Origin of the sequence: Colwellia echini, assembly GCF_002843355.2 — a bacterium.
GTDB classification, from domain to species: domain Bacteria; phylum Pseudomonadota; class Gammaproteobacteria; order Enterobacterales; family Alteromonadaceae; genus Colwellia; species Colwellia echini.
In genome coordinates, this window is sequence record NZ_PJAI02000019.1 from 47,978 (window position 1) to 74,738 (window position 26,761).

Annotated in this window: 16 protein-coding genes; 12 read left to right on the top strand and 4 right to left on the bottom strand. The window is 36.0% G+C overall.

What is annotated here, in order from left to right:
* Positions 1-290: 290 nt before the first annotated feature.
* The 4 genes from aspS to ruvB all read left to right on the top strand — a co-directional run bounded on the left by aspS (position 291) and on the right by ruvB (position 4,669).
* On the top strand, positions 291-2,072 hold the full coding sequence (gene aspS, locus CWS31_RS14260; RefSeq protein ID WP_101343001.1) for an aspartate--tRNA ligase: 1,782 nt from the start codon (positions 291-293) through the stop codon (positions 2,070-2,072).
* 159 nt (positions 2,073-2,231) lie between these two features.
* Positions 2,232-2,759, top strand: a complete 528-nt coding sequence (ruvC, locus tag CWS31_RS14265) for a crossover junction endodeoxyribonuclease RuvC (RefSeq protein ID WP_101343000.1) — start codon at positions 2,232-2,234, stop codon at positions 2,757-2,759.
* Positions 2,760-2,920: 161 nt separating this feature from the next.
* Positions 2,921-3,556: a Holliday junction branch migration protein RuvA gene (gene ruvA, locus CWS31_RS14270; RefSeq protein ID WP_101342999.1), complete on the top strand. Its 636-nt coding sequence runs from the start codon at positions 2,921-2,923 to the stop codon at positions 3,554-3,556.
* A 102-nt stretch (positions 3,557-3,658) separates the two neighbouring features.
* The gene (ruvB, locus tag CWS31_RS14275) at positions 3,659-4,669 is read left to right on the top strand and encodes a Holliday junction branch migration DNA helicase RuvB (RefSeq protein ID WP_101342998.1); all 1,011 of its coding nucleotides are present in this window, start codon (positions 3,659-3,661) and stop codon (positions 4,667-4,669) included.
* Between the two features lie 111 nt (positions 4,670-4,780).
* On the opposite strand, the gene CWS31_RS14280 is transcribed toward ruvB, so the two are convergent.
* Positions 4,781-5,290, bottom strand: coding sequence for a DUF2062 domain-containing protein (locus CWS31_RS14280; RefSeq protein ID WP_101342997.1), 510 nt, complete (start codon positions 5,288-5,290; stop codon positions 4,781-4,783).
* A gap of 584 nt (positions 5,291-5,874) precedes the next feature.
* Here CWS31_RS14280 and CWS31_RS14285 point away from each other — a divergent pair.
* The 6 genes from CWS31_RS14285 (at position 5,875) to CWS31_RS14310 (ending at position 14,908) form a co-directional block, all read left to right on the top strand.
* Positions 5,875-8,451, top strand: a complete 2,577-nt coding sequence (locus CWS31_RS14285) for a DNA internalization-related competence protein ComEC/Rec2 (protein ID WP_101342996.1) — start codon at positions 5,875-5,877, stop codon at positions 8,449-8,451.
* 309 nt (positions 8,452-8,760) lie between these two features.
* Positions 8,761-10,602, top strand: coding sequence for a lipid A export permease/ATP-binding protein MsbA (gene msbA / locus CWS31_RS14290; RefSeq protein ID WP_101342995.1), 1,842 nt, complete (start codon positions 8,761-8,763; stop codon positions 10,600-10,602).
* A gap of 11 nt (positions 10,603-10,613) precedes the next feature.
* Positions 10,614-11,651 carry a tetraacyldisaccharide 4'-kinase gene (gene lpxK, locus CWS31_RS14295; protein ID WP_101342994.1) on the top strand — a complete coding sequence of 346 codons (1,038 nt, stop codon included), beginning with the start codon at positions 10,614-10,616 and terminating at the stop codon, positions 11,649-11,651.
* A gap of 1 nt (position 11,652) precedes the next feature.
* Positions 11,653-11,841, top strand: coding sequence for a Trm112 family protein (locus CWS31_RS14300; protein WP_101342993.1), 189 nt, complete (start codon positions 11,653-11,655; stop codon positions 11,839-11,841).
* Between the two features lie 10 nt (positions 11,842-11,851).
* A complete protein-coding gene (kdsB, locus tag CWS31_RS14305) occupies positions 11,852-12,682 on the top strand; it encodes a 3-deoxy-manno-octulosonate cytidylyltransferase (RefSeq protein ID WP_101342992.1) in 831 nt (276 codons plus the stop codon).
* A 93-nt stretch (positions 12,683-12,775) separates the two neighbouring features.
* A complete protein-coding gene (locus CWS31_RS14310; RefSeq protein WP_101342991.1) occupies positions 12,776-14,908 on the top strand; it encodes a lipoxygenase family protein in 2,133 nt (710 codons plus the stop codon).
* Between the two features lie 191 nt (positions 14,909-15,099).
* On the opposite strand, the gene CWS31_RS14315 is transcribed toward CWS31_RS14310, so the two are convergent.
* Complete coding sequence (locus tag CWS31_RS14315) at positions 15,100-20,208, bottom strand: diguanylate cyclase (RefSeq protein WP_101342990.1); 5,109 nt, start codon at positions 20,206-20,208, stop codon at positions 15,100-15,102.
* Between the two features lie 429 nt (positions 20,209-20,637).
* Between CWS31_RS14315 and CWS31_RS14320 the strand changes: the two genes are divergently transcribed.
* Entirely contained in the window at positions 20,638-21,789 is a 1,152-nt protein-coding gene (locus CWS31_RS14320; protein ID WP_101342989.1) for a ribosomal protein uL16 3-hydroxylase, read from the top strand.
* Positions 21,790-21,967: 178 nt separating this feature from the next.
* Here the strand turns inward: CWS31_RS14320 and CWS31_RS14325 are convergent, their stop codons facing one another.
* A complete protein-coding gene (locus CWS31_RS14325) occupies positions 21,968-25,180 on the bottom strand; it encodes an HD domain-containing phosphohydrolase (RefSeq protein WP_101342988.1) in 3,213 nt (1,070 codons plus the stop codon).
* Between the two features lie 343 nt (positions 25,181-25,523).
* Here CWS31_RS14325 and CWS31_RS14330 point away from each other — a divergent pair, with 343 nt between their 5' ends.
* A complete protein-coding gene (locus tag CWS31_RS14330; protein WP_101342987.1) occupies positions 25,524-26,258 on the top strand; it encodes a pseudouridine synthase in 735 nt (244 codons plus the stop codon).
* A gap of 78 nt (positions 26,259-26,336) precedes the next feature.
* Here CWS31_RS14330 and CWS31_RS14335 read toward each other — a convergent pair whose 3' ends face one another.
* Positions 26,337-26,627: a DUF1244 domain-containing protein gene (locus tag CWS31_RS14335; RefSeq protein ID WP_101342986.1), complete on the bottom strand. Its 291-nt coding sequence runs from the start codon at positions 26,625-26,627 to the stop codon at positions 26,337-26,339.
* Between the last annotated feature and the right edge of the window lie 134 nt (positions 26,628-26,761).

Genomic DNA, 26,761 nt, shown 5'->3' on the forward strand with positions numbered 1-26,761 from the left:
AAAAAGTTATTTATTTTAACCGATCTTATTAGCAAGGTATATCTAGTGAGTTTGTTTTTATTCTTGGTTGATAAGGTTTTATACCCGTTACCATTCAATATGCATATTTCAGAGCGCTTGAGGAATTTCAATTCAAGGCTCTGTGATAAAGGAATGGTTATATTTATCCATCTGGCTGTTCTAGGGTGACATTAATAACTATTGCTTTATAATATCCGCAAAATTATCGTAATAAGTGCAATTTAAGCGTTTATTAACAAAAATATAATGAATGGTATAGGACAAAATACATGCGCAGTCTTTATTGTGGTGAGGTGAATGAATCTCACATCGGACAAGAAATAACTTTATGTGGTTGGGTTAACAAACGTCGTGATTTAGGCGCAGTGATCTTTTTAGATATTCGTGACCGTGAAGGTCTTGTGCAAGTAGTTTATGATCCTGATTTACCAGAAGTAATTAAAAAAGCGAATACTTTACGTAATGAGTTTTGTGTACAAATTAAAGGTAAAGTACGTGCTCGTCCTGAAGGACAAGTAAATAAAGACATGAAAACTGGTGGTATTGAGATTCTAGGATTAGATCTAACTATCTTAAATAAATCAGCACCTTCACCACTTGACCCGAACCAAGTTAACTCAGAAGAGCAGCGTTTAAAATATCGTTACTTAGATTTACGTCGCAGCGAAATGACAGAACGTTTACGTTTCCGCGCTAAAGTTACCTCAAAAGTACGTAGCTCATTAGAAAGCTTAGGATTTTTAGATATTGAAACGCCAATTCTTACCGCAGCAACCCCAGAAGGTGCACGTGATTATTTAGTGCCAAGTCGTACCCATAAGGGGCAATTTTTTGCTTTGCCACAATCACCACAATTATTTAAGCAATTATTGATGATGTCGGGCATGGAGCGTTACTATCAAATAGTTAAATGTTTCCGTGATGAAGATTTACGCGCTGACAGACAACCAGAATTTACGCAAATAGATATTGAAACTTCATTTATGAGTAGTGATCAGGTAATGCAAGTTACTGAAAAAATGATCCGTGAATTGTTCCAAGAAATGCTCAATGTTGATTTAGGCGAATTCCCTCGTATGCCTTATTCTGAAGCCATGTCTCGTTTTGGTAGCGATAAGCCTGATTTACGTAACCCATTAGAAATCGTTGATATTGCAGACATTGTAAAAGATGTTGAATTTAAAGTGTTATCAACACCTGCAAACGACGAGAAAGGTCGTGTTGCGATTATTTGTGTACCACAAGGTGCTGCTAAATTCTCACGTAAAGGACTAGACGAATTAACTAAATTTGTTGGCATTTACGGCGCTAAAGGCATGCCTTGGTTAAAAGTAAATGATGCTGATGCAGGTCTTGAAGGCTTACAATCACCTATTTTAAAATTCTTAACTGCTGAGCAAGCACAAGCTATTTTAGATCGTGCTAATGCGAAAACAGGCGATATTATCTTCTTCGGTGCAGATAACTATACAGTTGTTAGCGAGTCGCTTGGTGCACTTCGTCTTAAATTAGGTGAAGATTTAGAGCTACTTGAAGGTGAATGGAAACCTCTATGGGTTGTTGACTTCCCTATGTTTGAAGAAGCTGATGGTCAATTACATGCGATTCATCATCCGTTTACTGCACCTACAAATTTAACTGCGGAACAACTAGAAGCTAATCCTGTTGGTGCATTGTCTGATGCATACGATATGGTATTAAATGGTTGTGAATTAGGCGGTGGTTCAGTACGTATTCATAACCAAGACATGCAAGCTGCAGTGTTTAGAATTTTAGGCATTAGTGATGAAGAAGCTCAAGAGAAATTCGGTTTCCTTCTTGAAGCATTACAATATGGTGCGCCACCACATGCAGGTTTAGCATTTGGTTTAGACCGTTTAGTGATGTTGATGACAGGAACTAGTTCAATTCGTGACGTAATGGCTTTCCCTAAAACAGCAACAGCAGCTTGTCCATTAACGAATGCGCCGGGTAACGCCAATCCAGAGCAGTTAAAAGAATTAGGTATTTCAGTTATACCGCAAGTAAAAAAAGATGAGGCGTCACTTTAATTCGCTAATATTCCCTTATTTATAGCGGAATTTTTAGTTAAATAAATTGTCATAATTAGTTATTAATGCAGCTATTACTTATGTTTTAGCTGCATTTTTTATGCTCTAATAAAAGTTATACAACGCTTTAATCATAAAGAATAAATAAAAGGCAAGTCATTGGCAATAATATTAGGGATAGATCCCGGATCACGCTTTACAGGTTATGGCGTTATCAAAAAAGAAAATAACAAATTCACTTACCTTGGAAGCGGTTGTATTAAAGCGCTCAGCCAAGGGGAAGATTTAGCTTCTCGTCTACAAACTATTTTTGCTGGCGTTTCGGAGTTAATTATTCAATTTAAACCCGATATGTTTGCCATTGAACAAGTTTTTATGGGGGTAAATCCTGGAGGTGCGTTAAAGCTTGGTCAAGCACGCGGAGCTGCTATTGTTGCAGCAACCAATACAGGTTTAGCCATTAGTGAATATTCAGCAAGACAAATTAAACAAGCAGTAGTTGGCACGGGTGCTGCCGATAAAAGCCAAGTGCAACACATGGTAAAAACTATGCTCAAGTTACCTGGTACGCCACAAGCCGACGCCGCCGATGCTTTAGCTGTAGCACTCTGTCATGCACATAGTCATACCAGTATTGCCATATTAGCGGGGCAAGCAACTAAAACTGTAAGGGGGCGACTGCGATAATTAACGGGTATAAACCCGTAACCGTTGAAATGCTGAAATACGCATAGAGTGAGCGTGAATAAATTTATATCTACAAAGTACTATTATACTCAAGCTTGCTTTACTGTATAAATATATAGTGTTATTCTCTTGGTTAAATTATTTAGACTTTGGTACTTAATGTGATTGGTCGTTTACGTGGCACACTTGTCGAAAAAATCTCCCCTGAAATATTAATAGAATGCGCGGGTGTCGGTTACGAAGTAACTATGCCGATGACGAGCATTTATGCATTACCTGAACTTGAGCAACAAGCGATTATTTATACCCACTTTGTGGTGCGTGAAGATGCCCAGTTGCTGTATGGATTTGCGAATAAAATCGAGCGAAGATTATTTAGATTATTGATTAAAGTAAATGGCGTGGGACCTAAACTTGCTTTAGCTATTTTATCTAATATGTCAGCTGATCAATTTGTTAGCTGCGTTAGACATGATGACATTAGTGCTATTGTTAAAATTCCAGGGGTTGGTAAAAAAACTGCTGAGCGTTTATTAATTGAAATGCGTGACCGTTTAAAAGACTGGCAAGCACAACAAATTCATATAGTAAGTGATGGCGGTGTTATGCCGGAGCAACTTTCTACTGAGCTCAATCAAGAGTCAACTTTCATTAATGATAATAAAGGTGATGCTATCAATGCTTTGTTATCGCTTGGTTATAAACAAGTTCAAGCTGATAAAGCAGTTAAAGCCGTATATAATCGCGAAATGTCGAGTGAAGATATTATTCGTGATGCGTTAAAATCAATGCTTTAAAGCGCTTGTCTGTACCTTGACTGTAAATTACAGAGTAAAAAACGCAATAAAAAATCGATGAAAAAAGAGTCAATGAAAAATACTCAATGAAAGGAATAACCCATGATAGAAGCTGATCGACTGATTGAGCCTATTGCCAGTATTGAAGATGAAAATGTCGATCGCGCCATTCGTCCTAAAATGTTACAAGACTATACCGGTCAAGAGCATGTTAAAGCGCAGATGGAAATATTCATTCCTGCCGCAAAAAATCGTGGCGAGCCATTAGATCACTTACTTATTTTTGGGCCTCCAGGTTTAGGTAAAACAACTTTAGCTAACATTGTTGCCAACGAAATGGGCGTAAACATTCGTACTACTTCGGGCCCAGTACTGGAAAAAGCAGGCGATTTAGCGGCACTGTTAACCAATTTAGAAGAAAACGATATACTTTTTATTGATGAAATTCACCGTTTAAGCCCAATGGTAGAAGAAATTCTTTATCCCGCGATGGAAGATTATCAATTAGATATAATGATTGGCGAAGGTCCTGCAGCGCGTTCTATCAAACTTGATTTACCACCATTTACTTTAATTGGCGCAACTACGCGTGCTGGCGCTTTAACATCACCGTTACGTGATCGTTTTGGTATTGTGCAACGTTTAGAGTTTTATAACGTGCAAGAGCTGTCTTCTATTGTTACTCGTTCAGCACATTTTTTGAATTTAACCATTGATGCCGAAGGTGCTTTTGAAGTGGCTCGCCGAGCACGTGGTACGCCGCGTATTGCAAATCGGTTATTACGCCGAGTACGAGATTATGCAGACATTAAATCTCAAGGTATTGTTAATAAAACAACGGCCGCTGCTGCGCTTGATATGTTAGAAGTAGATAATGAAGGTTTTGATATCATGGATAGAAAACTACTGCATGCCATTATCGATAAATTTATGGGCGGCCCAGTAGGCTTAGATAATGTTGCCGCGGCTATTGGCGAAGAGCGAGAAACTATTGAAGATGTGTTAGAGCCATTTTTAATTCAACAAGGCTTTTTACAACGTACGCCACGTGGAAGAATTGTTACGGATAGAGCTTATCAACATTTTGGTATTAGTAAGCCAGAAGGTTCATAAAATTGCTAGACAGCTTATAAGTAGCTAAAAGTATCAGTGATAAAATGTATCATTAATAAAAAATGCCAGATAATCACTGGCATTTTTTATTTTAGCTACTTAATGAATAAGTTATTTATGCGGACGTTTCTGCCAAGCTTTAATCGTTTGATAACGCCATAACATCTGGATTGTAAAATACCCTAAAACAGAGAAAAGTAGCGCAAGTACACCGCAGCCCAATAAAAATGCAGGGCCGATGGTTGATAAACTGTCGATCACCCATTGCCAGCTTGCTTCAAATTGAAAGCTTCGCTCTCGCACACCTAATATCAAAGTGCCTACTAAATAACAGCCATAAAAAATAAAAGGCATAGTAAACGGATTTGTAAGCCATACTAAAGCAACAGATAAAGGTAAGTTAGCATGTAAAATAATTGCCGCAGCAGCAGCTAAAATCATTTGAAAAGGTACTGGCATGAATGCAAAGAATAAACCGACAGCAAAGGCTTTAGCAACCGAGTGACGATTTAAGTGCCAAAGGTTTGGGTTGTGTAATAGGCTGCCAAAAACCTTAAGACATTTATTGTCTTTGATTGCTTGTTGGTCTGGCATAAAGCGTTTGATGAGTTTTTTCGCCATTTTCTTCAACAGATCCTTTGACTATATTTTAAAATTTAACAAATTAAGCTATTTTCACTGAGCTTTTCACTGAGCTTTTCACTGAGCTTTTCACTAAGCTTTTCACGGAACTATTAACTGAGATTTTAACTGAGTTATGCTTATAAGTTATTTTAAAGAATATAGATGTTAGTTTTATTACTATAATAAGTTAGTCCACATGTTACTTATCACGTTTAAGAAATAATTAAATTAAAAATACAGGTTTTAGTATTCATTACTCATTATGCTGTAAACCTTATAGTTATTTCGAAAGTACTATTAAACTTGTACCAAAGTAACCAAGTTATAAATAACTGAACATTGGATAAACATTGTTACACAACAAAGCTATTTTACTCGTTTTCAGCGTTACTTTTTCTATCAATAGACCGCTATTGAGTACATCAAAGTGCTTTGATAACGAATAAACTCCCATTATTGTGTGAAAACTAAATTTATATTTTAATTTTCATTTACTTATAAAATTCATTATCCAGAGTTCAGGTTAAATACTGATTTAATACAATTATTTAATAGTAAAAAATAAAAGGATTTATATCACTATGGATTGGTGGTTACTGACATTTTTTCTTGGTGCTATATTGTCCCTGTTTTTACCGGAAGTGCCAACAAGTTTTCAGCTATTTTTGGTTTTTTGTCTCGCAATCGCCTTTTTTAGCCATAAAAGCTTACGTAATAGTTCAGGATTATGGTTTGGGGCAATATGTGTTTTAGTTCAAGCACATTTTTATCAAGGGCAATTACCTGACACTTTCTTCACGCTCATGCAAAATAAACAAACCTTGTTTATTGAAGGTAAAGTCGAAAGTATCCAACCAGGCTCTACTTTACCTAAGATTAAAAATACAGAACGACTGGGCACTGATAAAGTTGATAATACTATTCGTTTTAACTTTCTGGTGAGCCATATAAACCAGCAAGTGTTAGACTCGCCTGTTTTAGTTAGACTAAGTTGGAAAGGCGCAAATATAGCTATCGCGCAAGGCAATCAACTTTCTCTTCAGGCTAAGTTAAAACCCGCGCATGGCTTAAAAAATTTAGGTTCGTTTAACTATTTAACATGGTTAAAAGCACATAATATAGTCGCGACAGGTTATATCGTTAGCCCCAAAAAAAACCAACAAGCCAAGCTTATTAATCACCGTATATCAAACAAAATAACTTATAGACAACAATTATTAGATCAATACCAAAACTTAGCTCCAGTACATCAATTAACCCCTATTTTATTGGCTTTAGCTTTCGGTGAGCGTAGTTCATTATCTCCAGAACTTTGGCAAACCTTACAAATAACGGGAACAAGCCATCTTATTGCTATTTCTGGCTTACATGTAGGCTTACTCGCAGGTAGTACCTTTTTTGTTGTGATGATACTTGTTCGTTATCTACCTATAACTGCATCTAAATGGCAACACATTAATGTACGCTATTTAGCAATTATCTTAAGTATTATCTCTGCGACTATTTATGCCTACTTAGCTGGTTTTTCATTACCTACACAACGAGCGCTGGTGATGTTAAATCTATATTGGTTTAGTCGTTTAATGGGGATAAATTTTTCAGTAAAACGGTTATTGCTAATCACAGTGTTTATTTTATTAGTGTTGAGTCCGTTTAGTTTATTAACCGCTAGTTTTTGGTTATCGTTTTATGCCGTTGCCATCATTTTTGTTACCTTGTGGCGATTTAAGTTTTGGTTAAATCGCGGTAGTACTTTTTGGCAATTTATTAAAGGCTTATTAATTATTCAACTGGCACTGACATTCATGTTAATGCCAATTACCTCAATATTTTTTCAACAAGTATCTTTAGTGTCACTCGCCGCTAATATTATTGCCGTGCCTTGGATGAGTGTTATAAGTATTCCCGCTACGCTGCTTTCGGTATTAATTATGCCTTTTAGCGAATTATTGTCTCAATGGTTTATGATGTTGTCATTACAGTCACTATCATGGTTGTGGCATTATCTTCAATTACTTAGTCAGCAAAGCTATGCAGTGGTTACACTGTCATTAGGGCAGCAATTGATCTTATCTTTGCTCGGCATAGTGGTCTTTATCTTCTGTTATTTCTCACCAAACTCTTTGAGTTATTTCACCAACTTTGGTCGTATAAAAAGTTTTGTAATTAATGTTAAAACATCGAGTGCTCAATTATTTAAAGGTATTAGTCAACAGAAAAAAATACGTTACCTTAAGGCTACTTCATGCGTTTCCGTGTTAATTATAATGGCTTGCTTACTATTTACTTATGATTGGCTTAAATCAAAAAATGTTGTTGCACAAAAGGTAATATACACACCTTGGCAGGCAGTTTATTTTGATGTGGGGCAGGGATTGTCAGTATTAATAAAACGTAATGGTAGGGCTATTTTATATGACACTGGCGCAGCATACCCTAGCGGATTTAATATGAGTGATTCAGTAATTTTGCCGTACTTACAGTATTTAAGCGTTGATAAACTAGATAAAGTTATTTTAAGTCACAGCGATAATGATCATGCTGGCGGTATTAACCAATTAATAGCAAATATTACTATTGATGAAATACGGAGCAATGATATCGCTATTATTGGTGTGAGTGATAAAAATAGAGAAATTAAAACTTCACCTCAGCAAAAGCCTTGTAATCTAGATCATAGTTTTATTTGGCAAGGTCTTAACTTTGATATTCTTTGGCCTTTATCTGTCAATATTAGCGATAATGAAAATAGGAGAGTAAAACAAAAAAATGATGATTCTTGTGTGATATTAATTTCTGATGAAAAAGGGCGTAACTTATTTTTAACAGGAGATATTTCGGCTAAAGTTGAACTGCAACTGTTAACTTTATACCCAAAGTTAACGGCAGATATTTTGCAAGTTCCACATCATGGCTCTAAAACATCATCTAGCCAAGCATTTTTAACGCAATTATCACCACAGTTAGGCTTGGTCAGCGCTGGATTTTTAAATCGTTGGAACATGCCTGTTGCACAAGTAAAACAAAGTTACCAAAGCTTAAATATTCCACTATTAAATAGCGCAGAGCTAGGGCAAGTAATCATTACTTTTAACGAGGATGAATATAAAGCTCGAAGTTATAGTCAAGATTTACGTCCTTTTTGGTTTAGTAATTAGTATTTAATGGTAACTTAGTCGGTCGATATCCACCTTGAGGCTTGATTTCGTGTCGTTTTTGATTGCGCTAACTATAGTTTTTGTTGGTTGTGCCTGTGTTTCACGGTAAAATAAAATTTCGTTTAAATGAGTTTAATAAAGTAATACCTGCTCCGTTAAGTTTATGAGCTTGTTGTGGTTAATTTTACAAGCAGAAATTAACAGTAAATTTAATGGATTTAACATAGGTGTATTGCACGTAAGTGATTATAAGTCACTCACGGCTCATTTCTTATTTTGTTAATTATATGACTAGAGTAATCATTACTAATGGCTCCTTCTTCCAATAACGCCTTACCTACCACCTCTGAATCACTACAAGCGAGTACATGGCAAAACTTCAAACGCCTTGTGGGTTATGCTAAACCTTATAAGCTTGGATTTGTTGCAGCTATTATAGGTATGATCAGTTATGCCGCCATTGATGTTTATTTTTTATCGAAGTTACAACCACTTGTCGATGAAGGTTTAGCTGGAAAAAATGCTGAATTTATGAAGTGGGCGCCTATTTTTATTGTTGTTGCTTTTATTATTCGTGGTATAGCTAACTTCATCGCTAACTATTGTTTAGCTTGGGTAGGTAATAACGTTGTAGCAGACTTAAAACAACAATTGTTTGAACACATTATGTCTATGCCTGTGGCGTTTCACGATCAACAATCAACGGGATCACTTATTTCTAAAGTGACCTTTGATACCGAGCAAGTATTAAATTCAGTCAGTAAATCAATTTTAACTTTGATTCAGCAAAGCGCTTTTGTTATTGGATTATTAGGTTTGATGTTTTACATGAGCTGGCAATTATCAGTAATCTTTTTGTTAATTACTCCAGTTATTGCAGCTATTGTGACTGTAGTATCAAAACGCTTTAGAAAAGTAAGTAAAAATATTCAGGGTGCAATGGGCGATGTTACTACGGCAGCAGAGCAAACTTTTAATGGCCACAAAGTCGTATTAACCTTTGGCGGACAAGAGCGAGAGTTTTCTCGTTTTGCTTTGATCAACAAGCGTAATCGTCAGCAGAGAATGAAAATGAACGCAACCCGTTCAGCCAGTGTGCCTATTATTCAAGTTATTGCCTCCTTCGCACTTGCCTTTGTATTTTATGCTATTACTTCTGAATCGTTAAAAGAAAGTATCTCCCCGGGTACCTTTGTCAGTGTTATTACTTACATGACTATGCTGTTACGACCATTAAAAATGCTTACTAACGTTAATAGCGAATTTCAACAAGGCATGTCAGCTTGTGTCAGTATTTTTTCAGTGCTTGATCAAGAAAAAGAAAAAGATACCGGAACTAAAGAATTAGTGCGTGCATCAGGATCATTGGTTTTTAATCATGTTGATTTTGCTTATGAGGTGGTTAACGGTGATGTTGAGTCTTCTAAAACTAATGTTAATGGTCAAAATGCTGCTGAGCAAAAATCAGCAGTGAAACTTGCATTAAATGATGTCACATTTGAACTGTCGCCTGGTGAAACTCTTGCACTAGTTGGTCGCTCAGGAAGTGGTAAATCTACTGCTAGCTCGTTGTTATTACGTTTTTATGATGTGACTAAAGGTGAAATATTAATAGACGGTACTAACATAGAAGAATTTAAAGTAGAAGATTTACGAAGACAGTTTTCTTATGTTTCACAGCAAGTTGTACTATTTCATGATACTTTGGCAAATAATATTGCTTATGGTAAACCTGACGCTACCGAAGCTGAAATAATTGCCGCAGCAAAAAGTGCTCATGTGATGGAATTTGCAGAGCAAATGGAAGATGGGCTTAATACCAATATTGGGGAGAATGGTGCTTTGCTTTCTGGCGGACAACGACAACGTGTTGCTATCGCCCGTGCATTGTTATGTGATGCTCCATTTCTAATTTTAGATGAAGCGACCAGCGCGTTAGATACTGAGTCTGAACGCCATATTCAAGACGCTTTACAAGCATTACAGGTTAATCGTACTTCTATTGTTATTGCTCATCGTTTATCAACGATTGAAAACGCAGATAAAATTATAGTAATGGATCAAGGTAAAATTGTTGAGCAGGGCAATCATCAAAGCTTACTTGCTAAACAAGGCGCTTACGCACAGTTACACAGCTTTCAATTTGAATAAGGCGTTATTTTATGCGCTTAATTGAAAAAGTATGGTTTCATAGTCATCCAGCGAAATGGATTTTAGTACCATTACTATTACCTTTGTCGCTTTTGTTCTTGTTTATTAGCAGTAGTAGGCGTATTGCTTTCAAATTTGGGTTATTACCGTCATTTAAACTATCAAAGCCTGTTATTGTGGTGGGTAATATTGGTGTTGGCGGTAATGGTAAAACTCCGGTCGTACTCTACCTTGTTGAACTTACGCGTTCATTAGGTTTTACTCCAGGTGTTATTTCTCGAGGCTATGGCGGTCAAGCGCCGTATTATCCCTACCTTGTTAATGAGCACTCAACACCAAGCCAAGCTGGTGATGAGCCGGTACTTATTTATCAGCGTTGTCAGGTACCTGTGGCGGTTGGTAGTGGTCGCATTGCCAGTGCGCGGTTACTCATTTCTCAAGGTTGCGATATTATTATTAGTGATGACGGCCTTCAACATTATCGATTACAACGAGATATAGAGCTTATCATTGTTGATGGTAAACGGTTATTTGGAAATGGTTTACTGTTACCTGCTGGACCTTTAAGAGAAGGACAATGGCGATTATCAAATAGTGATTTAGTTATTTATAATGGGGTACAACCCACAACTAAGCATATATTAACAACGGATAACGTAACACCAAGCTTATTATTGAATCTACAAGCAACGCACATTTGTAATTTAAAAAGTAGAGAGCGTATTGCTTTAACTGACTTTGTTACTGCTCATGATAAGGTAAATGCTATTGCAGGCATTGGTGCGCCGCAACGTTTTTTTGATACACTGACCGCGCATAAGTTACAGCTTTTAAACCAGCAGAGTTTTGTTGACCACCATAAATTTAGCTTGTCTGATTTCAGTCAATTTGGGGATGACATAGCATTACTAATGACCGAGAAAGATGCTGTAAAGTGCCAAGGGTTTTGTAAAGACAATTGGTGGTACTTACCCGTAGATGCACAGTTTAATGATAAAGATACTCAGCTGTTCACCGATAAAATTAAAAAATTAACCGAAGAGAATTAATATGGCTTTTGATACAAAATTAATGGAAATACTTGCCTGTCCAGTGTGTAAAGGTAAGTTGGATTACGATAAAGAAGCGAAAGAGTTGATTTGTCATTTTGACCGACTTGCTTATCGTATAGAGAAAGATATCCCAGTATTACTAGAAGGCGAAGCACGCCAACTTAACTCGTCTAAAGATGCAGAGTAAGGTCGTTATTATGTCTAATACATCAACGTCTATTGCTACTTCAGAGAAAACTGATTTTGTTGTGGTTATTCCTGCTCGCTATCAATCGTCTCGACTTCCAGGTAAGGTTTTGGCTGATATAAAAGGTAAGCCTATGATCCAATGGGTTGTTGAGAAAGCGCAATTAAGCGGTGCTCGCCAAGTTATTGTGGCAACAGATAATGACGAAGTAGAAGCAGTAGTTAAAGGTTTTGGTACAGAGGTGTGTAAAACGCGAGCTGATCACCAATCAGGTACTGAGCGTCTTGCTGAAGTTATGGAGCAATACCAATTTAGTGATGATGAAATCATTGTTAATGTGCAAGGCGATGAACCCTTTATTCCGCCGTCTAATATAGCCCAAGTGGCAAATAACTTAGCCAATCAGCAACAAAATCGTGATGTAGCACGTATGTCTACCTTAGCGATTAATATCAATACAGTTGATGAAGCTTTTAATCCTAATGCGGTTAAAGTGATCGTAGATAAAGACGGCTACGCTTTATATTTTTCTCGCGCGACTATCCCTTATGATAGAGCTCGTTTTTTAAATAGTGAATCAAATACCGCTGATAATATTAGTGAAATCGGTGATTATTACTTAAGACACGTTGGCATTTATGCTTATCGTGCCGGCTTTATTAAAGATTACGTTAATTGGCCAACCAGTGAGTTAGAACAAGTTGAAGCGTTAGAGCAACTGAGAGTATTATATCAAGGTGAAAAAATTCATGTGGCAGTGGCTAACAGTCATGTTCCTGTTGAAGGTGTTGACACCCCTGAAGATTTAGCCAAAGCGAGGGCTTACGCTGCAAGTTTATAAGCAATTTTTCTAAGGAATAGCAGGGAACTTAAGAGCGGTTTACATTGGATGGATCCTTTACGGTTACAAATATAACAATAATAAAGGTTCATCATGTCGCAAAATAAGATACCAAGCCTACCTCAACATGATTCAGTTGAGCTAATTAATGACCGACAGTTTCAACTGTCGTTAGCCCGTACAAAATATAATTATATGACCTCTTATCTTGAGGGCGTTCCATTATCTGCTGACGTGCCCGCAGGAGAAGAGTTCTCTTTTAAGTATAAAGAGGCGATCATCAATATATTTGTACAGATGGCTAAAAATTTTAAAGCCAATGTCGTTGAGTTGTTAGAAAAAGAGATGAAAGGCGATCTTGATGATGATGTTTTTACAGCAATAGAGCAAAGTTATCAAACATTAGCAGCAGAAATGAGTGTATTTCATCCATCTCAAGATGTAAAAAACTTAAAATGCTTTATGCAAAGCTTGTCAAAACTGCCCGCAGCATTAAAAGATGCTCAAAATGTCCCACAAGATTTATTGAAAATGATGACAGGCATAGAAGCCGTAATTCAAGAAGTTATGGTTGAAGGTCCTACCGCTTTATTAAAATCTACCTTATATGATCTGTTAAATAATAGTGGTAACCGTGACTATCTTACTGCGAACTCAATAAGCGACTATCGAGAGCTTTATCAAGGATTTGAAACACCACCGTTAACTGTCTCCATTAAAGAAAAACCATGGATGGAGCAAAATAAGGCGCCGTATAAACAAGATTGGTTTTTTGGTTATTTGCAAACCGCAGGTTTTAATACCACAAACTTATTAGCCGTTAGAGAAAATAATAACCAAGCAAAGTCGGCCATATTATTGTCAAAATTACTTGAAAAAATGCCGCTCACTAATGAAATTTTACAGTCTGTGTTGGCAGATAAAACGATTACTTTAGCAACCGCCGTAGCAGAAAAAAGGCTATATGTGTGTGATTACACCATGTTAATAGATAAACAAAGTAATGTATTACATGGTAAACAAAGATACGTGACAGCGCCGATTGCTGTTTTTTATTGGAGCAATACGCATGTTCAGGGGTATCCAGAAACAAAAGGATATATGCGACCTGTAGCAATACAGTTGGACCAACAGTTTGATCCAGTTAAAACGCCAATTTTTACCCCAAATGATTGCAGTAATGCGAATGATAAAAATGGATTTAAGTGGCAAATAGCTAAACAGACAGTGAATATCTGTAGTGCTATTCAACACGAGAATGTAGCACATCTTGGCGCATGTCACTTAATATTAGATACCATTATTATTGCCGCCCATCGAGAACTGGCAGAGCAACACCCGATATTAACTTTGTTAACACCACACTTTCGTTTTACTCTAAATATTAATAATGATGCGTTACATAATTTAATCGTACCAGGAGGAGTTACCGCCTGCGACGTTGGCTTAACACCTGAGTCGTCGTTTGCAATGATCACGCAAGCAAGACAAGCTTGGCGTTGGGATGAACAAAGCCCTGAACAGTTATTTATCGATCGTGGAGTCGATTCTGATAGCTTGTCTCACTTTGAATTTCGTGATGACACCTTGCTTTTATGGGCGGCTATCAAAAAATTTGTGCGAGAATATTTAACGGTTTATTATAAAAATAATGATAGTACTGTTAGTGAAGATACAGAGTTACAAGGTTTTATTAATGCGCTTGTTTCACCTCAATTAGCTAATTTTAAAGGTTTAACTGGGCTGACAGCAACGAATGATTCTAAACAGCCTTATACTATCAATAGTTTTGATTATTTAGTCGAGTTAGTCGCGCATATTATTTATATTGCTGGACCTCAACATGCTGCGGTTAATTATTCACAATACCCTTTAATGTCATTTGCACCAAGTGTTACCGGTTGTATTTATCATCAACCTCCAGGTAAAGACACAGAAGTAAACGAAGAAGATGATTTATTAGCTTGGTGCCCGCCACTAGATATAGCGCTATACACCTTGTCGTTTGAATATTTACTTAGCGGTATGCAATATGATGTGTTTGGAAAATATAATGAAGATCCGCGTATTTCATACTTCAAAGACGATCAGGTCGCTCAGCTTGTCACAGACTTTCAATGCCAATTAGCGGCCATCGAAATTGAAATATGTCAGCGAAATAAAGTACGTGCTATGCCTTACACCTTTCAGCTACCATCAATGATCCCAAATAGTACTAGCATTTAAACAATTTGGTATAAATGTAATGAAGTAATAAATGCCCAAGTATGCACGCTTCACTTGAAGGTTTTGTTTCAAAAAACCTTCAAGTTCAAGGTGCGTGATTGAGCGCAAAGCTGCAATTGATTATTAGCACTAAAATTAACTAAAATTATGCGCTAAATATATGTATTAAATATATGTATTAAATATACGCATCAAATAATTGAAGCATAAGTAAGTTGGTTACGACCATTTTCTTTTGATTTATACAAAGCTAAATCAGCCTGCTTGATTAAGGTGTCTTTACTTACATGTGGTAGTACTTTTATGGTTGCAATCCCAATGCTGATAGTGACATGTTCACTTACGTCAGAAAACAAATGCGGAATTGCTAACTCTCTAACTTTTTCAAAGCATTGCTGAGCAAGGTTTTCAATAGCATGATGATCAGGTGATGCAATAAGAATAACAAACTCTTCCCCCCCATAACGTGCAACAAAATCATTTTTACGTGTCACAACAGAGCTTAAAACCTGTGCTATTGCCTTAATACAGTTGTCACCTTCAAGATGACCATAATTATCGTTATAGGCTTTAAAATTATCTATATCTATCATCATTAAGGATAATGAGCCTCGATCTCGCGAAGATCTAGCCCATTCTTTAGTTAACGTGGCATCAAACTCTCGACGGTTATAAATACCCGTTAACCCATCTTTAATTGCTAATAATTGCAACTCTTCAGTCCGTTGAGCCACTTTATTTTCAAGTGTTTCATAGTGACGAGCATTAATTAATGAAACGGCTGCTTGGGCAGAGATAAGCTCAACGGTATCTTTGTGTTTTTGAGTAAATGCGTGCTCAGTTAGATTATTTTCTAAATACACTATAGCAATTAAGCGACCTTGGCCTGTTATAGGTAAACATAGTACCGATTTAGGTTTGTTGATACGTAAATAACGACTCTGATTAAAACGAGGATCATCATTTGGGTTATCAATAATTAATGTTTTCATGGTTTGTTGGGTGTAACGAATTAATGTGTCGGGTATTAATGGTTTTTCTTCAAAACCTATATTATTAATATTGATATTATGTAATTGGCAATTAATATTGTCAGCGTGGTTGTTAATAGAGCCTACAATTTCTAATGTTAATTGTTCATCGTCATTGATAATAATAGCGCCATATTGTGCCCCTGCGTTCTCCATCAATACATCCATCATTTTTTCGAGTAATGAATGAACATAAATTTCTTTAGATAATAATTGATTTGCTTTGAGTAATGAATATAAATCTAATGAATGACTTTGCTCTGAAATTGCACTTTGAATAGAATGCTTTATGTTAGTGTCAAAAAGAGTATTACCTGTAAGATTAAAGCGTTGTTGCGGCCATTCTAGCTCTAATGCTTGACATTTTGCTGTAGCTCCCCAGCGAGTATATAAATAGTGTGCATCTTTGATGCAATTTGCAGCCACTCTTTTTTGCCCAATGCTAAGCCAATACTTAGCGTAACGTTCGTTAATTAGTGCTTCACATTGAATGAAATTCGCTTCTTCAACAGCGTCAAGGGCTTGTGCGAAAAGCTCTGAAGCGAGTGAGTTATTTTGAGTAGCGCGTGCAATTTCAGCAGCAATTAATAGGTATTTATGAAGGTAGTTTTCGCTACTATAAGTTGCCCAGGTTTTAAATTTATTACAAATATCTTGTGACTTTTCAATATTCGCTTGATTCTCCTCATTACCTTTATCAGTAGATATGTCATCTAGTAATATTAGAGCGAGGTAAAATAAGCTTTCTGTCATAATTGGACTATCAGGTAAAAACATACACACAATATCAATATTTTTAATACACTGTGCTTGCAAGGCTTTATCATTCATTAAATAGGCATAGCGTAATGTTGCAAAGGTATAAAAAGCGGTATCCATTGATGGTGTATTGTATTCATCGTTAAAGTACTTATCGAGATTAAAAGTTGGAGTATTTAACGAATATTGTTTTGAGGTACCTAAAGATATTGTTTTGCCTTGCAGTGCTAATAAGGATTGATAAGCTCCTAATAACACAAAGTTTACCGTAGCAGGTTGTTGTTTTTTATTTAAAAAGGCTAAACCTTGTTCTACATCAGTTTGTAACTCTTCTAAATTAACGCCTTTAATAAATTTATTACACGCTTTAAAAAGTACACAATAGCCAGCAAAAACTAGGTTGGTTCCTTCCTCACCCCAAGAAATTACTTGCTCCTGAAAAGCGTAGGTGTTTTCAATAGGCTCACACCAGTGTTGGTAACTTGAAGCAAAATACTGATAGATAGTTGCTCTATGATATTTACTATCCCATAAATCAGACACACTTTTAGCCAGCTTACTCATTTGATAACAAGCAGTAGGAGTTTGCCCCATCATAGACATTGCAGTAGCATAAGCGGCATAGCCAATAGAGCTTAATTCACATTGGCCATGTTTTAATGTTAATTGCACCATATAACAAGCATTAGTTGCATAACATAATGCACTGCCAGATAAGTAAAAAGCAGGCGCTAAAGCATTATGTACTTCCATACATAATAAAAAGTGCTCGTCTGTCATTTTATTGGCTGTTAATAATTGTTCATCGTTAAATGAATTACGTAATGTTTGCGTTGTAGAAAAAGTTGTTTTGATCGTTAAACCGGCATCGGCTTCGTTTTTTGGGAAATCAATACTTAATGTATCTAAGCCTCCCATCAATACTGCTATTGCGTCGGCAAATTGTCCTCGTGATTGGAACTGGTCTGCTTGAACTAAAATAAGTGTTATTTTGGCTTGTGCAGTTGCTGCGTGATCAATGTTATCTAAATAAATTTTTCGAGCGGTATCAATATTACCTGATAAAAATTCGGTTTCGATTAACGCCTTATAAACAGCTAATGTTAATTGCGGATCATCATGCCACGCATTTATCGATAAATGTTGTTGAGCAATGCGTAAATAACTTGCGGCATCTTTATATGTTGCAGCATCTTTACTTTTTAAACCAGCACGTAGATTTAAGGTAATTATTTGCTTGATATCATTAGTATCTTCAACGATATTAATTGCACCATTAAGGACTCGTAGTAGCGTGAAAAGGTTCGTCTCTAATTCATCTTCGGTAATATTAGCTAGCCAATGCTTACCTATATGCAGTAGTAATTGTTCGCGGCCTTGTTCGGGCGTTAACTGATAAGCGGCTTGTTGAACTTTGTCATGTAAAAAACAATAGCGAGATTTGTTGAGGCTTACTTCATCGTCAATAAATTGATAGCGTTCATCCTGAGGTAAAATAAACCCAGCTTCGAGTAAAGGCCATAACGTTTTTGCAGTCATTTGGGTGTCAAACTTACAGGCCGATGAAAGTTGTCTAAGACTAAAGTTATGACCAAGATGTGCAGCGATAGAAGCAAGTAATTGACTGTCACTATTAAGCTTTTTAAATTTTCCAATCATCAAATCAACAACATTATCTGTCATTGATTGTTTGCTTATATTAGCTATATCCCAATGCCAAATACCATGTTCATGCTCATAAAAAATATTATCATTTTGATAAAGGGATAATAAAAATTGATTAAGAAAAAAAGGATTTCCTTGCGTTTTCTTTAAACATAGCTTCGCTAATTCATCGACATCGTTAAAATCACATTTTAATGTATTAGTTAATAACTTTTGGATATGTACTTTTTTTAGCGGTGATAAATGAATTTGTGTTAAGGCGTTAGTTTGACTTAAAACTGAGATCGCTTTAGTGAGCGGATGAGCTTCATCAACTTCATTGTCTCTATAGGCACCAATAATAAATAAACCATTTTTGTGTTTGTCGTTAACTTGGTTTTGTAATAATTTCAGTGTTGGTAGGTCAATCCACTGTATATCATCCAGAAAAATAACTAAGGGTTGCTCCTTAGAATAGAGCACGCTAACAAAGTCAATAAACACCATGGTTAAACGCATTTCAGCTTCTGCTGGCGGTAATGGCGTTAATGTTGGAGGCTGGCCTATAATTAATGTTAAATCGGGCAGCAACTCAGTAATAAGTGCAGCGTTATTACCTAAAGTTACTTGTAGTTTAGTACGCCATTGCTCTAGTTTTTCATCATTCTCGCTAAGTAAATGTTGAATCAATTGTTGCAATGCTTCAATTAATACTAAGAAAGGTTGCCCTTGATTGTATTGATCGCATTTTCCATGGATAAATAAACCATCAGTCTCAATAATGTTTTTTTGTAATTCATGTACCAAGGCTGATTTTCCAACCCCAGAATAACCACTGATCATCGCTAATTCACTATGACCCACACAGGCATGCTGATATAACTCTAAAATTTTTGCTAACTCTGTTTGACGACCATAAAGGTTATTAGACACGGTGAAATTTAAGGATACATCTGAGGTTGCTAAAGCAAAGCTTGGAATAGCGTTATTATTTTGCTCATTAACAGCAAGTTGTTGTAAACATAGGTCTAAATCTGCTTGCAAGCCATAACTACTTTGATAACGCTTTTCTGGGGACTTAGCCATTAATTTGCTAACGATGGCAGAGATAACCGCAGGTATGTCTTCCTTTATTTTAATGAGAGGTTCAGGAGTTCTAGCAATATGAGAGTGTAATAACGTCATTGGATTTTGCGAAGTAAATGGCAACTGCCCGCTGAAAAGCTCATAAAGGGTTACACCGAGCGAATAAAAGTCGCTACGGTAATCAACATTGAGGTTGGTTCGTCCCGTTTGTTCAGGAGAAATATATTCAAATTTTCCCCAAAGTTTATTATCTAATAAATTTACTTGCTTATGACTGAGCTGAGTTGCCAAAGCAAAATCACATAACTTTAACTGTAGAGTTGTTGGCTCTATTAAAATATTACTTGGATTAAGATCTCGGTGAATTAACTGTAAACGGTGAACTTCTGCTAAAGCTGAGGTTAGCTGACACGCAATAAATACGCGTTGATTGAAAGTAAGTGAGTCTTGGGCAATAAGGTAGCTTAAGGTCGTTGCCGAAAAGTCTTCTAATATTAATATTTGGCTATTTTTATGTTGCTGTAAGCCATGAGCTTTGATGATCCATTTTGAGTCGATAGAACATAGAATCTTGTACTCATTTTTCCAACGAGAATCTAATTCAGGAGAAGGATAATCAGTATTTTGATACTTAATAATATACGTTTCAGCTGAGCTTATTTCATCAGAGGTGACTTGCGAAGTGTTATTATACTTCTCGGTGTTTGGAATAACCCGTGCCACTACAGTATCTTGATAAGAATACATGATGTCTTGTACATCAAATTGGGATAAATTCATTAAAATGAGCAACCTCTAATTTTACTACAATACTACAGGTTTATTCACTACAGGTGGATAATGAAATCAACCCCTAAATAAATTGATACCTGAGTGAATTAATAATAGCGCAACGTTATTCTATTATTGTGACACAGTTTATACTTATTTTAGTTATATGTTCACTTTAAACGATTGTTTCAAAGCTCACAATTATTCATACATAAATAACCTAATTTAATTAATAAAAAGGTAATGGCAGTATGTTATCTGTGCTATATCTATGCTTTATCAATGTATTGATATTCAAAACCTCCGTATTGCTATTCAAACTTTAGTCGCTTCCCCGTATAATTGCTGACAAAAATAAATGTCAGTTACTCACTAAATAAAAAGCGGGTATTAACCAAATATTACTTATTTATCAGTAATCACCTAAATGAGAGCATTATGTATACCTTAAATTTGAATCAAATGACCCAGCAAGAATTTCTTGACAAATATTGGCAAAAAAAACCGGTAGTGCTAAAACAAGGTTTTAAAAACTTTGTAGACCCTATTGCACCTGATGAATTAGCAGGTCTTGCCATGGAAGAAGCAATAGAATCTCGTTTGGTTCATAAGAAAGACGGTAAATGGCAAGCTGATTTTGGCCCATTTGAAAGTTATGAACATTTAGGTAACGAAAACTGGTCGTTGGTTGTGCAAGCGCTTGACAATTTCTCTGAAGAAGCCGCTGAAATTATTGAAGCTTTTCGCTTTTTGCCGCACTGGCGTTTAGATGATTTGATGACTAGTTTTGCTATGCCAGGTGGTAGTGTCGGCCCTCATAAAGATAACTATGATACTTTTATTTGCCAAGGCTCAGGCAAACGTCATTGGCGCGTAGGTGATAACGGCGAGCATGTTGAGTTTGCCGCACACGAAGCGTTATTGCATGTTGAAGCGTTTGAAGCAATTATTGATGTTGTGCTTGAAGAAGGGGATGTTTTATATATTCCGCCAGGCTTTCCACACGAAGGTGTCTCACTTGATATTTCGATGAGCTTTTCAGTTGGTTTTCGTGCAAACTCTGCTGTGAGTGTATTTAGCGCCTTTGCCGATCATTTAATTGACACTGAGCAAGGTACACAACTATTAACCGATCCTAATCGTAAGGTAGTAACTAACAGCGGCGAAGTTAGTAATGATGATTACGCTAGTTTAAAGTCGCAAGTGCAAAGTTTATTAGACAACGATACTAGTTTTAAACAGTTTACAGGTCAATTTTTAACAGCAGCAAAACACGAGTTAGATATTATGTTGCCGGATGAACCGTTTGAGCTAACAGAGGTGAGTAATCTACTAAACAGCCATGCTATTAAACGCTTAGGTGGTTTACGCGCGTTTTATTTTGAAGATACAGTTGAGCAAGGTTTGTGTTACATCAACGGCAGTGAACTGGCTTTTTCAGTTGAGATAGCTAATGGCGTTAAATTACTTTGCGATAAGGTAATGTTATTACCTGATGATTTAAGTGAGTGGAGTCATAATGCTGCGTTTGTAGAATTAGTGACTGAATTACTTAATCAAGGGTATTGGTACTTAGCTGAAGCTGAGTAGTAAATGGAGGTTAATGTAACGTAAGCAATGTCTTGTGAATATTCAATAAATAAGCATCGCTAATGCATTAATCCAATTATCTATTAATACATTCAAAAAAGCCGCGAAAAAACATGAGGTTTTTTTCGCGGCTTTTTTATTGGTGAACTATATAGCTAAAGGGCTATTTCAATGCTGTTTATGAGCGTATATATTGGTTAATATCCACTTCATCGATTAATTCTTCTTTCATGTATTTATTCGCATAGGTTAAATAGGTACCTGAGGTTAAAAATAGTTCGAATAAATCTATGTCAATATGTTGGTCTAGGGCGAATTTATGCAAAATATTAACCGACATACTTAATGATTTTCCTTTCTTATAAGGTCTATCTGCAGCCGTTAACGCTTCAAAAATATCAGCAATTACCAACACGCGCTCAGGAATAGATAAGTCATCAGCCGTTAACTTTCTAGGATAACCTGTACCAATTAGTGTTTCATGATGCGTTGACGCATAACGAGGCACATTAGCGAGCTCAGGCGGGAAGGGCAGTTGGTCTAACATTTTGATAGTACCAATAATATGCTCATTTATAATGTATCTATCTTCAGTGGTAAGCGTACCTCGAGAAATCGACAAATTATATAGTTCACCTAAATTTGCATGATGTTCAGGAACCGATACTTTAATAGCAAATTTTTCATCAAACGCTAATTGCTGTGTTCGTTTAAAAATATGTTCCGTTTTATCAGATAGTAACTGCTCAGTTACTGGTAGATGCTGTGAATCACCATTTTTGTTCGAATTCTTATCTTTGTCGCTATTAACTGTGTCGCCATTAGCTTTTTCAGCATTAAGTGAAGCTAAATGTAATTCTTCTACTGGTGATAAACCTAATGTGTCGTCAAAGTTACGCTGCCAAGTTTGTTGACCTATAACTTGCAGTCTTTCAACTTTATCTTCAGCCATAAATTCACCACCAACATTAGCGTTGGCAACAAAGGAAAAATCTTGGATTAATTTTTTTTGAGTGGCGATAAGTGCTTGATGTAAGCTTTCTTGCTCTGCAGGATCTTTTATTAATGCTTGATAATAGGTAATTTCAGCATCGCGCCATAACACCTCAAAACGCATTCTAACTTCATGAATACGGTTATAAATGGCTTCAAGTTTACTGCCTTTATCAACTATATGTTCAGGGGTAATTATTTTACCGCAATCGTGTAACCAAGCTGAAATTTTAAACTCTCGATAAGCATCGTCGGATTCAAAGGCAAAATCTTTAAAAGTATTGTCGTCTTTAACAACTTCATCAACTAGCATTAAGCCTAATTCAGGAACCCGATTACAGTGCCCGCCAGTATAAGCGGACTTGTCATCAATGGTTTGAGCGATTAATTTTATAAAAGAATCCATCAACTCTTGTTGTTGTAACTCATGATCTTTAATTGCCACAGACATATCGACCAAAGAGTTAGCCAACCCGTCAATTTCTTTGATATGTGTTTTAACCAACACAACATCATCATAATGTCGGTGCTTAATTTTCTCATTCTCTAAGGCCAGTAACTTAATTGGGCTGACAATTGGTCGAGAAAACAACCAACTAATAGGTAATATTAGTAACAAGCAAAGGGTGGTAATAATAATCGACATTTTTACTTTTTGTAGGCTCGGCGCCATCACAGTATTTTTGTCTACCACAATGGCTAAAAACTCACTGTTGCTAGAATTTACCGGGCTTATTAACACAAAACATTCTTTACCATTGATTGTTATAGGTGCTAATTTATTATAAGTGTCTGATTTTTTTGATAAGGTGAGCAGTTCTTTGTAAGGCACTACGGCTTGATGTTTTACTGTTTTTATGTCACCTTTAGGGACAAGCCATTTCTGATAAAGCGCAACTTTTTGCTCTGTTGTTAGGCTTTTAATGGCTAAATTTATGATTGCTAAAATGTTTTGTTGAGCTGGTTTTACCATAAAATGCAAAGAGCTATTAATTTTAAGAGATTGACTATTAATATTTTTATGGTGTTTTAAACCATTAATGAAAAATTCACCCTCGGTGTAATTAAGTATCGCTTCACTATCTATCCCTGCATAAACTTCATTCTTTTTTACGGCTTGAATAACAGCCCTTGTTGAAGGTAATTCAATAAGGTTAATTTCAGGATATTGTTGTTTTATATTTTTACTTAATGTCGAATTTTGCAAAACTCCTAAAGATTTACCGTTTAGCCCTTTTAAGTCACTAATAACATCAACATTATCTAAAGTAACAATGGCAAAAGGAAGGTCAACAAAAGCAGTAGATAGTAAGCCTCTATATCGATTAGCACTAGAATCAAAAATAGGTTGCAGAATGTCTATATCACCTTTATCAAACCCTTGTAGAAATTCGGTCCAAGTGTAACCATTTTGATAGGAGAAGGTTAATCCTGTCATTTGTGAAATGATATTGAGTAAATCAATACTATACCCCATAGGTTTACCTGATATGGAAAAATCTATAGGCGCCCAATCAGTTTCATTGGATACGTTTAACGGTGGCGTAGCTGCAACTAATGCAACTTGCTCTGCCGTTAAGGTGACTTTGTTGACATGATTTAACTCAGTCATCAAGGTTGCATGTTGATTACTGGCAATTATCTCCCCAGTTTTTTGAAATAAATAGATTTCTTTATCAGTAACGTCTTGTTCATTTCTACCTTGTTTTTCTAGATAATTTTTAACTGATGATAAGGTGAAATCTACCGCAAATACGCCTTTGCCATCAGGTATTTTTGTCGAGTATGCTTGACCGGGCTCATTTAAATAATGGAATAGGTAAGGTTCACTTTTATAAACCGCATTTTTACTAGCGTGTGTGAACCAAGGGCGCGTTGTTGGATCAAAATTAGTTTTTTCAGTTTTGGATGTGCGGACTTCAAAATTACTATTTAAATAGGAGGTGGTACTGGTTTTATTACCTTTAGGGCCTTGAATATTAATATAAACCCATCGATCATTTAACGTAGCATTAAGTTGTGATCGAACGGTAGGTCCAGAGTTTAAGTTGATTATTTGTGATAAATCACCATTGTCTGAGCCAACATAAACCGAATAAAACCCTGGCCCAATATTTAAAATTTTAGTGAGTACTTTAAATGTTTTTTCTTCAAACTGACCATCAAAAACTAAGTCTTCAAATTGAGCGAAAATTTCACTGAGGTTCTTAGCTTTATCATCCGTTGATTCTAAATGATTTATTGTGCCTTTTATTTTCGATAAGAACAGTTGGCGAGCAGACTCAGTGGCGATGGATTTACTAAAATGATATTGCAAACCTATGGCTATTGCCGCAGTAATAAAAGTTGCTAAGATAAAAATGCTGACGACGACAAATCTAATAGAACGCTGTTTCATTGAATAAACTCGTTAATTAATAAGGTTATATATAAATATATAGAGAATACATTAGTGAGAATATCACGCTTTTAATTTTTTACTAATAATGAATAATAAGCAATTGGAGATAACAAGGAATAATAGCCATTATCATAGAAACCTCTTATACCATTTCCATTAAGTAGGAGGTCTATTTTTACAAGTATAAATGATCACATATATAAGGAGATTGGTATCACTTAACACCGATGATTTTGTTTACCAGAGCTGACCTTTATAGATAAAAGCATTGCTTGTTAATTTATGAATAAGGATAATAGACGCCCTAAAAAATTATCAACAATAAAGTTAACTACAAACGATGCGCTTAGATAAATTTATTTGTAAAAGCACTGAACTTACCCGAAATGAAGCTAAAAAAATGCTTAAAAGCGGTGAGGTTCGTGTTAATGGCGAAGTTGCTAAAAATGCGGCTATGCAGGTACATGAAAATAATACTATTACCATAGATGGGCAAGAGCTTACTGCCCGTGGCTCACGGTATTTTATTTTACATAAAGTGGTAGATAGCATTTGTTCAAATGTTGATGAAGTTTATCCATCCGTATTAAATTTTATTGAAGTTGATAAAGCTTTTGATTTACATATTGCAGGCCGGTTAGATGCCGATACCACAGGTTTAGTGTTAATTACTGATGATGGTCGTTGGTCACATAATGTAATTTCGCCTAAAAAACAATGTGAGAAAACTTATCGTGTTTGGCTTCGCAATGAGATAGATGACGAGAAATTACCCGCACTAGTTGAACGTTTTGAACAAGGTTTACAACTTCAAGGTGAAGATTCGCTCACTCGTCCGGCGATATTAACGCGTGTGGCAGAAGCTGATTTAGTTGATGAAGAGTCTTATCGCAGTGAAGTGTTGTTAACTATTACTGAAGGTAAGTATCATCAAGTTAAACGTATGTTCGCTGCCGTAGGAAATAGAGTAGTGGGTTTACATCGTGAACAAATAGGTGGTATCACCTTAGGTGATTTGGCTCCAGGTGAGTGGCGTGAATTAAGTGAAGCAGAAATAGCCTTATTTGCATCCTAAATTAGAAAGTTATAAGGCTATTATTTATATCCTTGTTTTGTGTTATTTTACTATATATTTTATTATAGTTAGCAGGCTTTATTTTTTAGGGTTTAATTCGTTAAATTTAGCCATTTGCTCATCGGTTGCCGGCAATTGGTGTTTCTCTTTCCATTCACTGTAAGGCATGCCGTACACTTGCTCACGTGCGGTATCAATATCAACATCTACGCCTAATTTCTCACCTTCTTGTACTGTCCATTTACTAAAGCAGTTACGGCAAAACCCAGCCAAGTTCATTAGCTCGATATTTTGCACATCTTTACGTGAGTCTAAGTGTGCTAATAAACGACGAAAAACAGCCGCTTGAATTTCTATTTCTTTATCCATTAGATTTGCCTTACGTTTGTTGATTTACTTTACTTTAGTTTTTAGTTGTATAAGATTTTACTAGCCATTATCACCTAGCTTATACCAAATTGATTAAGTTCTTTCCCACTCAGCGAGAATTAAAAGGTTTAAAA